At 42.5% G+C, this 13,565-nt stretch carries 18 protein-coding genes; 2 read left to right on the top strand and 16 right to left on the bottom strand.

Features of this window, described 5'->3' with window-relative positions:
- Positions 1-57: 57 nt before the first annotated feature.
- The 14 genes from rpoZ to HMPREF9957_RS09380 form a co-directional block, all read right to left on the bottom strand.
- On the bottom strand, positions 58-372 hold the full coding sequence (rpoZ, locus tag HMPREF9957_RS09445; RefSeq protein ID WP_025170715.1) for a DNA-directed RNA polymerase subunit omega: 315 nt from the start codon (positions 370-372) through the stop codon (positions 58-60).
- 24 nt (positions 373-396) lie between these two features.
- Entirely contained in the window at positions 397-1,023 is a 627-nt protein-coding gene (gene gmk, locus HMPREF9957_RS09440; RefSeq protein ID WP_000775041.1) for a guanylate kinase, read from the bottom strand.
- Positions 1,024-1,152: 129 nt separating this feature from the next.
- Positions 1,153-2,766: a ribonuclease Y gene (locus HMPREF9957_RS09435; protein ID WP_000453526.1), complete on the bottom strand. Its 1,614-nt coding sequence runs from the start codon at positions 2,764-2,766 to the stop codon at positions 1,153-1,155.
- Positions 2,767-2,929: 163 nt separating this feature from the next.
- Positions 2,930-4,027, bottom strand: coding sequence for a nucleotidyltransferase (locus tag HMPREF9957_RS09430; protein ID WP_000156381.1), 1,098 nt, complete (start codon positions 4,025-4,027; stop codon positions 2,930-2,932).
- Positions 4,028-4,036: 9 nt separating this feature from the next.
- On the bottom strand, positions 4,037-4,777 hold the full coding sequence (locus tag HMPREF9957_RS09425; RefSeq protein ID WP_025170714.1) for a class I SAM-dependent DNA methyltransferase: 741 nt from the start codon (positions 4,775-4,777) through the stop codon (positions 4,037-4,039).
- A gap of 111 nt (positions 4,778-4,888) precedes the next feature.
- Positions 4,889-5,242 carry a ribosome silencing factor gene (gene rsfS, locus HMPREF9957_RS09420; RefSeq protein WP_001003006.1) on the bottom strand — a complete coding sequence of 118 codons (354 nt, stop codon included), beginning with the start codon at positions 5,240-5,242 and terminating at the stop codon, positions 4,889-4,891.
- Positions 5,243-5,254: 12 nt separating this feature from the next.
- Positions 5,255-5,755: a cysteine hydrolase family protein gene (locus tag HMPREF9957_RS09415; RefSeq protein WP_000844710.1), complete on the bottom strand. Its 501-nt coding sequence runs from the start codon at positions 5,753-5,755 to the stop codon at positions 5,255-5,257.
- On the bottom strand, positions 5,756-6,349 hold the full coding sequence (gene yqeK / locus HMPREF9957_RS09410; RefSeq protein ID WP_000386243.1) for a bis(5'-nucleosyl)-tetraphosphatase (symmetrical) YqeK: 594 nt from the start codon (positions 6,347-6,349) through the stop codon (positions 5,756-5,758).
- A complete protein-coding gene (locus tag HMPREF9957_RS09405; RefSeq protein ID WP_000963711.1) occupies positions 6,349-6,978 on the bottom strand; it encodes a nicotinate-nucleotide adenylyltransferase in 630 nt (209 codons plus the stop codon). Before HMPREF9957_RS09405 ends, yqeK begins: the two co-directional genes overlap by 1 nt.
- 51 nt (positions 6,979-7,029) lie before the next feature.
- A complete protein-coding gene (gene yhbY / locus HMPREF9957_RS09400) occupies positions 7,030-7,341 on the bottom strand; it encodes a ribosome assembly RNA-binding protein YhbY (protein ID WP_000060169.1) in 312 nt (103 codons plus the stop codon).
- Between the two features lie 210 nt (positions 7,342-7,551).
- Complete coding sequence (yqeH, locus tag HMPREF9957_RS09395) at positions 7,552-8,658, bottom strand: ribosome biogenesis GTPase YqeH (protein WP_000391193.1); 1,107 nt, start codon at positions 8,656-8,658, stop codon at positions 7,552-7,554.
- 2 nt (positions 8,659-8,660) lie between these two features.
- A complete protein-coding gene (locus HMPREF9957_RS09390; RefSeq protein ID WP_000234217.1) occupies positions 8,661-9,188 on the bottom strand; it encodes a YqeG family HAD IIIA-type phosphatase in 528 nt (175 codons plus the stop codon).
- A gap of 16 nt (positions 9,189-9,204) precedes the next feature.
- Positions 9,205-10,110: a magnesium transporter CorA family protein gene (locus tag HMPREF9957_RS09385; protein WP_000478241.1), complete on the bottom strand. Its 906-nt coding sequence runs from the start codon at positions 10,108-10,110 to the stop codon at positions 9,205-9,207.
- Between the two features lie 57 nt (positions 10,111-10,167).
- On the bottom strand, positions 10,168-10,728 hold the full coding sequence (locus HMPREF9957_RS09380) for a mechanosensitive ion channel family protein (protein ID WP_001168884.1): 561 nt from the start codon (positions 10,726-10,728) through the stop codon (positions 10,168-10,170).
- Between the two features lie 151 nt (positions 10,729-10,879).
- Between HMPREF9957_RS09380 and sstT the strand changes: the two genes are divergently transcribed.
- Both sstT and HMPREF9957_RS09370 read left to right on the top strand, forming a co-directional pair.
- Positions 10,880-12,085, top strand: coding sequence for a serine/threonine transporter SstT (gene sstT, locus HMPREF9957_RS09375; protein WP_000713440.1), 1,206 nt, complete (start codon positions 10,880-10,882; stop codon positions 12,083-12,085).
- Positions 12,086-12,151: 66 nt separating this feature from the next.
- Positions 12,152-13,105 (top strand): aromatic acid exporter family protein, encoded by a 954-nt coding sequence (locus HMPREF9957_RS09370; RefSeq protein WP_000028184.1) that lies wholly within the window; start codon positions 12,152-12,154, stop codon positions 13,103-13,105.
- Between the two features lie 50 nt (positions 13,106-13,155).
- Here HMPREF9957_RS09370 and asp5 read toward each other — a convergent pair whose 3' ends face one another.
- Positions 13,156-13,380: an accessory Sec system protein Asp5 gene (gene asp5, locus HMPREF9957_RS09365; RefSeq protein WP_000569974.1), complete on the bottom strand. Its 225-nt coding sequence runs from the start codon at positions 13,378-13,380 to the stop codon at positions 13,156-13,158.
- 4 nt (positions 13,381-13,384) lie between these two features.
- On the bottom strand, positions 13,385-13,564 hold the full coding sequence (gene asp4, locus HMPREF9957_RS09360) for an accessory Sec system protein Asp4 (RefSeq protein ID WP_001287962.1): 180 nt from the start codon (positions 13,562-13,564) through the stop codon (positions 13,385-13,387).
- Between the last annotated feature and the right edge of the window lies 1 nt (position 13,565).

Here is a 13,565-nt window from a genome sequence, read left to right as displayed (position 1 = left end):
CTCCTCCTTGTCAGTACATTCTTGCAATAGAAAAAATAAGATTGAGTCCCCCCAACCTTAAATTTTTTCACCATCTTCTTTTTCTTTAGCGATTTGCTCTTTGATTTTCTTTTCTTCTTCTTCTTTGCGACGTTTTGCTTCTTCGATACGGCGACGCACCGCTTCACGTTTTCCTTCTGGGTCTGGGTGAATTGTAACGTTTCCTGATTCGATTTCTTCTAAAGCGCGAAGAGTTGATTTTTCAGACTTGAAACCTTGAGTTGCTGGCGCACCTGCTTCTAATTCGTGGGCACGTTTTGCTTCCAAGATTACGAGTGAATATTTTGAAGGAACCTTGTCAAGCAAGGTATCAATAGAGGGTTTTAACATCATTTGCTTGTACCTATTTTCTATATTTTATCGGGTAGTTGGAGATTTTGGTAACATCTCCTGATAGTGACCAATGACACGATCCACACGGAAGTGTTCTGCTTCGATCACACGTTTGACACGCTCAGCAGCTAGGGGCACCTGATCGTTGACAATCGCATAATCATATTCACGCATGAGGGCAATTTCTTCCTTGGCTTTTTCGATTCGTTGGGCAATTACTTCTGCACTATCTGTTCCACGACCTACCAGACGATCTTGCAATTCATCCAAATCGGGTGGTGTCAGGAAGATAAAGACAGCATCTGGAACCTTTTTCTTGACCTGAAGAGCACCCTGAACTTCAATTTCAAGGAAAACATCGATTCCCTTGTCCAAGGTTTCATTGACATAGGTCAGAGGAGTTCCATAGTAGTTGCCGACATATTCTGCATATTCCAACATCTGACCTTGACGAATCAGCTCTTCAAACTCTTCTCGAGTACGGAAGAAATAGTCAACACCATCCACTTCTCCAGGACGTTGTGCGCGTGTCGTCATCGATACAGAGTATTGAAATTGGTTTTCAGAACTCTCAAAAATCTCTCTTCTAACCGTTCCTTTTCCAACCCCTGAAGGACCAGAAAAAACGATTAGTAAGCCTCGGTCTGCCATTGTGTCTCCTTTTAGTCAGTCTGTGAAATAACATTTCTCTAGAATAATGGCAAAAAGCCAGATTATCCTTTACAGTCTTTCTATCTAGTGTAACAAAAAAGCAGTAATTTTTCAACTGCTCTTTCTTATTTATTTAGCATAATCTACTGCACGAAGCTCGCGAATCACGGTTACCTTGATATTTCCTGGGTAATCGAGATTGTTTTCAATTTTCTCACGAACTTTGTGAGCCAAGATTGTGACTTTGTCGTCCTTGATTTGTCCTGGATTTACCATGATGCGGATTTCACGTCCTGCTTGAAGGGCAAAGCTAGTTTGCACTCCTTCAAAACCGTTAGCAATTTCTTCCAAATCATGAAGACGCTTAATGTAGCTTTCAAGAGACTCACTACGAGCACCTGGACGAGCTGCACTCAAGGCATCTGCTGCAGCGACGATAACTGCAATGACGCTCTCAGCTTCAACATCTCCGTGGTGGCTAGCAATCGTATTTACCACAACTGGGTGTTCCTTGTACTTACGTGCCAATTCCATACCGATTTCAACGTGGCTACCCTCAACCTCACGGTCAATAGCTTTCCCGATATCGTGAAGGAATCCAGCACGACGGGCAAGAGCCGCATTTTCACCAAGCTCGCTCGCCATGATACCAGCCAACTTAGCAACCTCAATCGAATGGCGCAAAACATTTTGTCCATAAGAGGTACGGAACTGCAAACGTCCCATAATCTTCATCAAGTCTGGATGGAGGTTCGGCGCACCGATCTCATAGGCTGCTGCCTCGCCGTATTCCCGGATCTTATTGTCAATCTCTTGACGGTTTTTCTCAACCAACTCTTCGATACGAGCTGGGTGGATACGACCATCTTTGAGCAACATTTCCATAGTCATACGAGCAATCTCACGACGAATCGGGTCAAAACCTGACAAGGTCACCACTTCTGGCGTATCGTCGATAATCACATCGACCCCTGTCAAACTTTCAAAGGTACGAATGTTACGACCTTCACGACCAATAATGCGTCCCTTCATAGTATCGTCTGGCAGATGAACTGTTGAGTTCGTTGACTCTGCTACATATTCACCAGCGATACGTTGCATAGCTTGAACCAGGATATCCTTGGCCATTTTGTCAGAACGTTCCTTGACCTCTTGCTCAGCTTCACGAATACGGCTAGCAATCTCCTTGGTCAAATTTTCCTCTGTCTGAGCCAAGATAATATCTCGTGCTTCTGCCTGAGACAGAGCACCAATACGCTCTAGCTCTGCTTCTTTTTGTCTTTCGACTTCCTCTAATTGCTCTTCACGCGCATCAAGGTTTTTCGCTCTATCAGAAATACTTTGTTCTTTTTGTTCAAGTGTTTGTTCTTTACTCGTCAAATTGTCGTCTTTACGGTCAAGGCTAGTAGCTCTCTCTGTCAAACGACTTTCGATTTGTTTGAGTTCTTGACGTTCTGATTTGAATTCAGCGTCCACTTCTTCACGGTATTTTCTGGCTTCTTCTTTGGCCTCCAATAGTGCTTCTTTTTTAAGAGACTTGCTTTCACGTTTGGCTTCATTAACAAGTAAATCTGCTTCACGTTCAGCTTGTCCACGTAAATTAGTTGCTTCTTGTTCAGCATTTAAAAGCATCAACTCTGCAGCTTCCTGAGATGATTTCATCTTAGCTGAGATGCTGACATATCCAATGACTAAACCAATGATGACGGCAAAAACAGCAATCGCAAGCGACATTACTTCCATGTTTTTACCTCATTTTATTGTTATTCCGAATGACATACATTCTTTTACATTCTACCATAAAAATGTGATTTTCACAAACCTAAAATAGAATATGTTTTGAGGAATTTGGAACATGTTTGCTAAAATAAACTTGTTGTTTAGAAAAGCCTACTTCGCAGTAGACTTAGTTTGTTTCTATTCTTATCGGCGCTCTTCCAAAATTCTGCTCTTCTATACTGGGATTCCCCAGTTGATAAATCTGGTCTGCCTTTTGGGTCATGGCATCCCAAGGTTCTTTGCCAATTCGGCTGACTAGATTGACCTGCCCTTTCAGAGACTTGAGGTGTTGCCTGCCTTTTTCAGTAAAGCCAAGAACATGAATAGCTTCTGGTAAGTCACTTTCTCTGGCCTGCACCAAAATATAGGTCAAAAGGCGTCTGACACGCGCCTTGGTGTAACGTTTGGTCGCAACCGCTTCAACCAATTCGTCAACAGACTGGGCTGGTTTAATAGCCTCTTTAATGCGCACAGCCATTTCTTGATTGACCTGATAAATGGTTGGTAGGTAGGGATTTGACAAGATTTGATAGCGGAGCATAGGAAAATAGTCTTCCCAGCTCACCTTACTAGCCTGCTCAAAGAGGGCAACAGAAGGCATAAAGCGTTCTAAGAAATCTTTGTCCCTCTGGTGCTGACGAAGGGCTGTCGCCGAGGCAAAGTCCACATCCTTATCCACAGAATGGTAACCAGCCCCCTGACGTTGAATTGGATGAAGTTTAATATTTCGCCCTGCAACTGCCTTGACATAGGCCAGAGCTAGAACATGATTGGGCGTATTGCCTGAAAAATCAAGATCTGCAAATTCTTTCCACATGGCTTGGGTTTTCTGGGGATAGGAAAGGGAATCAGGCAGATTTTCCACAAATTGCTCCATCTCAGCACCTTTCTCTGTGTATAAGTCAGCGATTTTTTGATAATCCAGAACTTCCTCCGTCCCAAAGGCTAGGTTATCAATTCTTAACTGGGTTAAGATATCCACAGCTCCTTGGCCAAAGAAATCTGCTGCCTGAACACTGACTAAAAAGGGCAATTCCACCACCAGATCCGCTCCATTTTCTAGCGCCATCTGGGTCCGTACCCACTTGTCTACGATAGCAGGCTCTCCACGCTGCATAAAATTACCAGACATGGCAACGATTTTCAGTCCCTCAGCCTGCTCAAGCAGGTATTTATGCCCATTATGAAAAGGATTAAACTCCGCAATAATACCTGTGATGGTCATAGTAATCTCCTACTTCTGCGCGACAAAAAACCAACGGGTGCTAGTTTCTGTAGGCTCTTTATCCTCAAAGTCTGCATAGAGTTTGAAAGACTTAAATCCGGCCTGTTCCAGCAAAATATCATAGGTCAAGACCTCATAGGTCCGCTCCTCATGCACTTCATCGTGACGACTAAAGGAGCCATCCGCTTCCTTGACAAAGAAAGTCAACTCATGCACGATGGAGTGAGGCGTCGCATCCTCATAGGTATCCCAAAGCATAGCGAAATCTTCCGCATTTTCATGGTAGGAATAGCCTGGAAAAACCTCGTCCGTCTGGTAGGTCGAATGCACATCAAAGATAAAGACACCATCTTCGTTGAGAGCATTATAGACTTCTTTAAAAACGTCCCCGACTTCCACCTCATCCTGCATGTAACAGATTGAGTCCGAATAACAAGTGACAAAATCATATTGACCTGCCTTGGACAAATCCAGCATATTGCCTTCAATAAAATCAATCTTTTGCTTGGCTGAAGTCGCTCTCTTCTCCGCAATCTTCAACATATCCCCACTCAAGTCAAGTCCAGTCACATCAAAACCAGCCTGAGAGAAGCGAACAGACTGGATACCTGTCCCACAAGCCAATTCCAAAAGTTTCTTTTTCTCCTTGGTCTTAGGCAAATGACGCAGAGAAAAATCAGTCCATTTATCGTATAAACTGTCATCCATAACCGCATCATAGACCGCCGCAAAAGTTTCATAAGTTGCCATAATCATGATACCAAGAGCCTCCATGGCAAACACCACTCGCCCTATACCTTTCTATCACATTCCTTTTAAAATAAGCAAAGAAACCCAGTTGACTACAACTGAGTTCATCTTCTAAGCAAGAGCTTCTGAAATATCTACTGAATTTGCCTCATGCCATAGTTTTTCTAAGTTATAGTGGGCACGCATTTCTTCTGAAAAGACATGCACGACAACAGCACCGAGGTCTAGCAAGACCCAGCCTCCAGCCGCATCTCCTTCGACATGACTGCCTTTAAAGCCTGCTTCCGCTACTTTTTCACGGATATTATCAGCGATAGCGTCCAACTGACGGCTATTCATTGAACTAGTAATAACAAAGTAATCCGTCACACTAGTCAAATCTTGTACGTCAAGTGCGAGGATATCCTCCGCACGTTTCTCATCAGCCGCTTTCACGACTAGTTCTAGTAATTCTTTTTCGTTCATTTAGTCCTCTTTTTAGAAAATATGTTTGTAATCTAGGACATCTGCAAAGCGCCCCTCCCAAATGCCCTCATAAAATTCATTAATCGTTTCTGCTGGAATGTCATCCCCATCAAAGGTTGTGACAGCACCTTCTGGAATAATCAGCTTATAGCCATATTCAAAGGCAACCTTGACAGAGGTATCCACACAATATTCTGTCTGCATACCACATAAAACTAATTTTTCAATCCCCTGTTTATCCAAGTATTCTTTTAAGCCAGTTTCTTTGAAAATACTGTTATACTTCTTCTGAAAGACCTTTTCATCAGTTTTTCGATTTAAAAGCGCAGATAACTGCCAATCTTCTGATGTTTGAGCTTCAGAGTTCTCAATATGTTGAACATAGATAATTTCAATATTCTTGCTTCTAGCCTGGTTTTGTAAATAAGAAATTTTTTCCAATAGACTTTTTGTCTGGAACCCAGTTTCTACTAAAACATTCTGAACATCAATGATTATAAAAGCCGTCTTCATTTAGTCCTCTTTCAAATAGTGCACAAAGGCGTTATAGGTTTCAAGGGTTTGGGGATAGATGGCAAATCCCTGATGAGCTAGATGCTCCACAGTGCGAGCTGTCTCATAAGCTACTGCCTTATTAAGTGATAGACTTGCAATCTCACGTGCCACATCAACTCCTGGAAAGGCACGATTATGCTCAATATAGTCTGCTACATAGATAACCTTATCTAAGTCTGTCATCTGAGCCGCCCCGACTGTATGGATTTCAATGGCTCGCAGGATTTCTGGATCATGCAAATCCAAGTCTTCTTGAATCTTGTAAATTCCGACCATACCATGCCAGACATTATTGCCCCAGTTTTTGAGGTCAGGATTCAGCTGATAACGATCAATCAAGTCTAGAAATTCCTGATCTGACAGCTTTTTAGCATAGTCATGAAGAAGACCTGCTAGACCAGCTTTCTCGGCATCTACTCCAAATCGTTGGGCTAGTTCTATGGCTGCACGCTCCACACCCAAGCAATGGGTTAAACGTTTTTCAGGTAGAAGCTCTGCCATTTTTTCCAACAAAGTCTCACGAGAGCAGTTGATATAGTCTTGATAGTCCATTAGTAGAGACCCTCCTTCTCGATGTAGTCTAGCACCGGCTGGGGTAGGAGAAAGTTGGGTTTCCGACCTTGAGCAAGGAAGTCCCGCACCATGCTGGATGAGATATCCATGAGAGGCACATCCACCCAGATAACTGGATAAGAAGTCCCTGCCTTGTAGCGTGGGCGCTGAACTCCCACAAACTGAACCATATCTACCAGTTCATCAATTCGGTACCACTTAGGCAGATAGTCCACCATGTCGGCACCGATGATAAAGTAATAATCGGTATCTGGATTTTTCTCTGTCAAAATCTTCATGGTGTCATAGGTGTAGGAAATGCCCTTGCGCTCCAACTCAATGGTTTCAATATCCAAACCTTCAATCCCCTCAATCGACAACTCAAGCATCTTGAGACGATGGTGTTCAGGGATTGTTTCCTTTTTATCTACGTGAGGAGGTTGGTATTCAGGCATGAGCAGAACCTGATCCAGTCCCAACTGTTGCCGTACTTGGTCCGCAACGATCAGATGGGCATTGTGAACAGGGTTAAAATTCCCCCCTAGAATCCCGACTTGTTTGCGTTTTTTCTCCTTGATTTCTGGCTCCAACTCTACCTTGGTAAAGGGAGTCAATAATTCGATTGCCATAGGCTAGTCTCCTTTATTTCTCTGTAAGAACAGTTGTTTGGAGTAGTTTTTTTAGATTTCTTTGACTTTTTTAGAAATCTTGCGATTCTCTTTCTTGCTGGATTGTTTAAACAAAATCAAGATGCGTCCGATTTTTTGGACTGTATCGACGCCGATTTCTTCTTCCAAGATTTCAGCTACTTCGTGGATGTTTTCATCTGTGTTTTGCAAGAGAGTGACTTTAATCAATTCGCGGGCATCAAGAGCCTGACGGACGCTGGTTTTGATTTGGTCGTTGAGTCCATTTTTTCCGATTTGGATGATGGGTTTGAGGGTGTGTGCCTGGCTGTTGAGGAAGGCACGTTGTTTTGATGTTAATGACATAATTTCTTCCTTTTTTTGATAGTTGTTTTAGGTGGTGAGGGACGGTCGGAACTAATTTTTCAAAGATTTCATCTTTGAAAAATGGATTTCCTGACCTCACAATTGAGCCTAGGTCTCAATTGTGCCCCTTGCCAATCTACAGATTGGCAATCACACCACGGCAATAACTATCGATATATGAGCTCACTTTGTTCGCTCAGTGATTTTATTTTAAATAATGGCTTTTCGTGTGACGACGGCGACGCCTTCTGGTGCCCAGACGGCGACTTTGGCAGTGCCTATTACACGGATCCAGCCGAGTCCAGAGATGACTAGGTCTGTCTTTTCCTTAATGTTAAATACATGCTGAACTAGTTTTGGAAAATCTTCTTTTTCCTTACTATTTGGTGGTGTCAGAAGGGTTCCGACGTGCTTATCGTAGAAAGCACTAGCACCTTCAAGCTTGGTACGATGGAGTTTCAATTCGTTGTCAAAAAAGGCTGTGAAACCTTGCTTCTCACCTGCAATGAAATCAAAACGTCCGAGACCACCTAAAAATAGGGTTTGTTCAGAATTGAGCTGATAGGTTTTAGGCTTGATTTCCTTTTTAGGACTGACATACTTGAGGTTTTTAGCAGTCAAGTAGTGAGCCATCTGGTGACGGTGGATAATCCCCGGCGTATCGTAGATATAAGAACCGTCATCAAGCGGAATCTCGATTTTGTCCAAGGTTGTCCCTGGGAAGCGCGAAGTCGTAATGACATTCTGATCACCCGTGATTTCTTGGATAATAGCATTGATAAGAGTTGATTTTCCAACGTTGGTTACACCGACCACATAGACATCGCGGCCCTTACGGTAATGCTCGATTTTGTCAATGACTTCCTTAATGGCATGCTTGTTTTGGGCTGAAGTTAGGACGACATCGACTGGACGAAGACCTTCTTCGTGGGCACGTTCCATGAGCCACTGGCTAATCTTGCCTGGTTTAACAGACTTGGGCAAGATATCTTTTTTATTTCCCACCAAGAGGACATCATTGCCCGATACAAAGCGTGGCAATCCTGGGATGACAGAGCCATTAAAATCAAAGATATCAATGACATTGACCACTAAGGCATCACTGTCTCCCACCTCGTGCAAGAGCTTGAGGAAATCATCGTCCGTCAACTGGACATCCGTGATTTCATTATAGTGGCGGAGACGGAAACAGCGTTGGCAATAGACTTCGCCAGTTTCCAAACCTTTTTCAAGTGCCGACTGGGGGGTAAAACCAAGACCAGCCTTATCTGTCGTCTGAATGGTTGCTCCACAACCAATACAGAGAATTTCTTCCATAGTTAAATTCCTTTTTTATATGTAATCGGTCCGTACTTTTCAGTGATTTTTCGCTTCACACGGCGCTCACGAGCTCGGTTGATCTGCGTTTTGATCGAGTCATGTTGGACCAAGGGTTTGACTAAAATCGAGCGAATGCCTGCACGGTGGGCTGCTCGTATATCTGTCATGAGCTGGTCGCCAACCATGACCACTTCACTTTTCTCATAATGAAATTCCTTCATGGCACGGTCAATCCCAAATGTGAAGGGCTTCAGAGCCCAATAAACGTAGTCAATCCCAAATTTCTCAACTGCTCGTTGGACGCGTTTTTTAGTGTTATTTGATACCACAATGATGCGAATGCCCGCGTCCCGAAGATCATGTAGCCATTGCTTCATCTCTGGCGTCCCGTCAGGGTTGTTCCAAGCAATGAGGGTATTGTCCAAATCGACCAAAACAGCCTTGATTCCATGCGCCTGCAGGCTTGGGACTGTCAGATCATAGACTGCTTCCACAGCAAAGTCTGGCATGTAGTTTTCAATCACCATTTTGGCTCCTTTTCTTTTATTTTCTAGTAATTTTCTTCAGCCATTGAGATAAGGCCACCCATAAAATCAAGCTAGTCATTAAGATATAAATCCAAGCATTTGGCTCTTCTGTAAATGGTAGAGGAACATTCATTCCGAAGAAACCTGTAATAACCGCAAGTACTGCTAGTAAGACGGAGATAATAGTCAAAATTGACAAACTATCATTCAAGTTATTGTTTAGGATGTTGTTGTAAGAAGCTGAGAGTTGTTGCAAGACTTGAGAAATCAAGTCTGTCATAGACACCAACTGATGGGCTTCAATCATGGCATCATCAAACTGCTCTCGTTCGACATCATTAAATCTCCGATAAAGAGCATGGCCCTGGATATGTTCCAAGAGGAGTCGATTTTGTTTTGCTGCTGCTGTCAAGTAAACCATACCAGTCTCCAAGTCAGAGAGGGCGAAGAGATTTTTCTTTGTTGTAGTTTGACGTAGCAAGGCACTAATTTCGTCCTTACTTTTATCCATCTCTTCAATGACAGGATAATAAGCGTTACTGATAATCTCTAAACCAGCAAAGAGAAACTTGTAAATAGAAAGCGACTCATGGCTATCCAGATAAGCTGACATCTGATCAATGACATAAGCATTCTTATGGTTGCTGATGGTAATCATTCGTTGTCTTTCGACGATAAAGGTCATGGGAATCGCTTCATAATATTCTTTGTCTTTTTCTAAATCAAGAACATTATAAATAAAGGTCACAGTCCCATTTTCACGGTGATAATCCATGTGAGCGCGTTCATTTCTATCCAGTGCGTATTCAATCGTTTCCTTGTCCAAACCGTAGATTTCAGAAAGGTCCTCTAGTTTTTTCAACTTGTCCAAATCTAGGTTAATCCAGGTACAACCATTACCCAACTGTTTTTCTAAAAACATCTTCTCTCCTTTATTAAACTCTTTCTATTGTACCATAAATTACTTAAAATAACAGGTCTAGTCTGTGCGTGAGAAATTGCTAACAACCGTGATATTTCGGTTAGGGACAAAGTGAAGGGCTTGCTCCTCGCTACGAAGCTGGGTCGTACGAATACCGACACTAACCACCTTGCCTGATACAGTAATGGGGCCATTTGTCAGAACGACCTCATCTCCCACATCCAGTTGATGTTCAAAGAGGATGAAAAAACCATTGATGACATCAGATAGAAAGCCTTGGGCTCCCATCCCAATCGCCACCCCAGCAATACCAGCTCCAGCAAGCAAACTAGAAACTGGCAAACCTAAAATCGACAAAATGCAGTAGAGTAAAAAGAAATATAGCGTATAATTAAACACATTTTCTAGTAAACGCGAAATAGTCTTTTGGCGCCCGACATCATGACGAGACATTTTTAGAGAAGGTTTGACAATTCTCTGCACCATGGTATGAAGCATTTTTTTAGCAATATAAAATACAATCAAAAGCAGTAAAAGAGAAATGACCTTGGTGAGAATATTCTCGATAATGGTTGTCACATCTAACTTTTCAATATAAGCTTGAATAAATTTTTGCATATAAAACTCCTTTCATTTATTATACCATACTTTCATAAAGTGTCATTCTCCATAAATATTCAAAAATAATTTCAAAAATAGACAGAAAATTCTTGATTTTAGTTCATATTTATACTATAATCATAAACATTACACAACAAAGGAGATTGTTATGAAAAAATTTATTCATGCTTGGAATAAGGCAAGCCTAATCAAACGAATTTTGATTGGCATGCTTATTGGAGGAACCCTAGGACTGACATTTCCTAACGTTTCAGGAATTGGTCTACTCGGGGATTTATTCGTCGGAGGTCTAAAAGCTGTTGCTCCTATCCTAGTCTTTGCCCTCGTTGCCAATGCCCTTTCCCAACATCAAAAGGGACAAGATAGCAATATGAAAACGGTTATCTTCCTTTACTTGGTGGGAACCTTTGCCGCTGCCCTTATCGCTGTACTAGCAAGTTTCATCGTACCTGTTGAAATTACCCTAAATAGTGCCAATACTGAAATTGCACCACCAGATGGGATTGGACAGGTCCTCAGCAACCTCTTGCTCAAACTGGTTGACAATCCAGTTAATGCCCTCATTACTGCCAACTACATCGGTATCCTATCTTGGGCAGTTGTTTTCGGGATTGCCATGAGAGAAGCCAGCAAAAATAGTAAAGAATTACTAAAAACTATGGCTGATGTGACTTCTAAAATTGTCGAATGGATCATCAACCTGGCTCCATTTGGAATCCTTGGTCTTGTTTTTAAAACCATTTCTGACAAGGGAATCGGAAGCCTTGCCAACTACGGTATTTTATTGGTTCTATTAGTAACGACTATGCTTTTTGTTGCCCTTGTGGTCAACCCTTTGATTGCCTTCTTCTTTATGAGACGCAATCCTTACCCTCTAGTTTGGAACTGCCTCCGTGTCAGCGGTGTGACAGCCTTCTTTACTCGTAGTTCTGCTGCCAACATCCCTGTCAACATGAAACTTTGCCACGACCTTGGACTGGATCCAGATACCTATTCTGTTTCTATCCCACTTGGTTCTACTATCAACATGGCCGGAGCAGCGATTACTATTAACATTTTGACCCTTGCTGCAGTTAACACTCTTGGAATCCCTGTTGACTTTGCGACAGCCTTTGTCCTCAGTGTAGTAGCAGCTATCTCAGCCTGTGGTGCTTCTGGTATTGCGGGAGGTTCCCTCCTTCTTATCCCAGTTGCTTGTAGCCTTTTCGGTATTTCTAACGATATTGCCATGCAAGTTGTCGGAGTTGGTTTTGTGATTGGGGTCATCCAAGACTCATGTGAAACAGCCCTCAACTCTTCTACAGATGTCCTCTTTACCGCCGTTGCCGAATACGCAGCAGCCCGTAAAAAATAACTCATAAAGGCAAGCCTCTCAGGTCTTGTCTTTTACGCTTTTATTCTAACTTATTAGGAAATTCTTATGTCTATTAGCCAACGTACGACCAAGCTCATCTTAGCTACCTGTCTTGCCTGCCTTCTTGCTTATTTTCTCAATCTCTCCTCAGCTGTCTCGGCTGGAATCATCGCCCTCTTAAGCCTATCTGATACGCGTAGAAGTACCTTAAAACTGGCTCGCAATCGACTCTTTTCCATGCTCCTAGCTCTGGCTATCGGTGTTCTAGCTTTTCACTTGAGCGGATTTCATATCTGGAGTCTTGGCCTCTATCTCGCCTTCTACGTTCCTTTAGCCTACAAGATGGGCTGGGAAATTGGCATCACACCAAGCACTGTTTTGGTTAGCCACCTCTTGGTGCAAGAGTCAACCTCTCCAAACCTTCTAGTTAATGAATTTCTTCTCTTTGCTATCGGTACTGGATTTGCCTTGCTTGTCAATCTCTACATGCCTTCACGAGAAGAGGAAATTCATCACTACCACACATTGGTAGAAGAAAAGTTAAAAGATATCCTCCTACGCTTCAAATATTATTTATCCAGAGGTGATGGACGCAACCGAGCACAGCTGGTGGAAGAATTAGACACTCTTTTGGAAGAAGCCCTCAAACTGGTCTATCTAGATCACTCTGACCACCTCTTCCACCAGACCGACTACCATATCCACTACTTTGAGATGAGACAGCGACAAAGTCGCATCCTGCGAAACATGGCCCAGCAAATCAACACCTGTCACCTAGCTGCCAGTGAGAGCCTGATTTTGGCCCAACTCTTTTCAAAAATTGCCGGCCAACTGAGCCAGACCAATCCTGCTTCTGATTTGCTAGATGAAATTGAACGCTATCTAGAAGTCTTTCGCAACCGCAGTCTGCCCAAGACAAGAGAAGAATTTGAAACCCGCGCCACCCTTCTTCAACTCCTACGTGAAGCCAAAACCTTCATCCAAGTAAAAGTTGACTTTTATCAAAAATATGGACAGTAAAAAAGAAAACTTCAGACCAATCACAAAAGGTGAATATCTGAAGTTTTCTTTTATTTGTAAGTTATTACCATAAAGGTTAATAGTAAAACGAATAAGGCCAAACTTACCAATAAAGTGAGCACCTTTACCAAGGTGTTGCTCTGCCAGTAACTTGGTTTACCAATATTACTGGTCGCATCCATGGAAAATAGTTGATTTTGACGGGGTTGTATAGTTACCAATACAATCAAAGCAAGAGATAGGACAATAGCTAAAACAATCAGTATTTCAATCATAGACCTACCTCAAAATTCCCAGCAAAGTAAAGAGTAAACCAATCAGAATCATCAAACCCAGTAAGAGTGAAAAAGTCTTACTAATCTTTTCCCCTCGGGTTTCTTTTTCCTTCTTGATGGGTTTTTGTTTCAACTCTTCCATGCGACCTTCAACGTCTTTGTAAAATAAATCTTCCTCTGACATA

The sequence above is a fragment of the Streptococcus mitis SK1080 genome, assembly GCF_000220085.1.
Taxonomy (GTDB): Bacteria; Bacillota; Bacilli; order Lactobacillales; family Streptococcaceae; genus Streptococcus; species Streptococcus mitis_K.
This window is presented reverse-complemented; position numbering and strand designations above follow the sequence as displayed.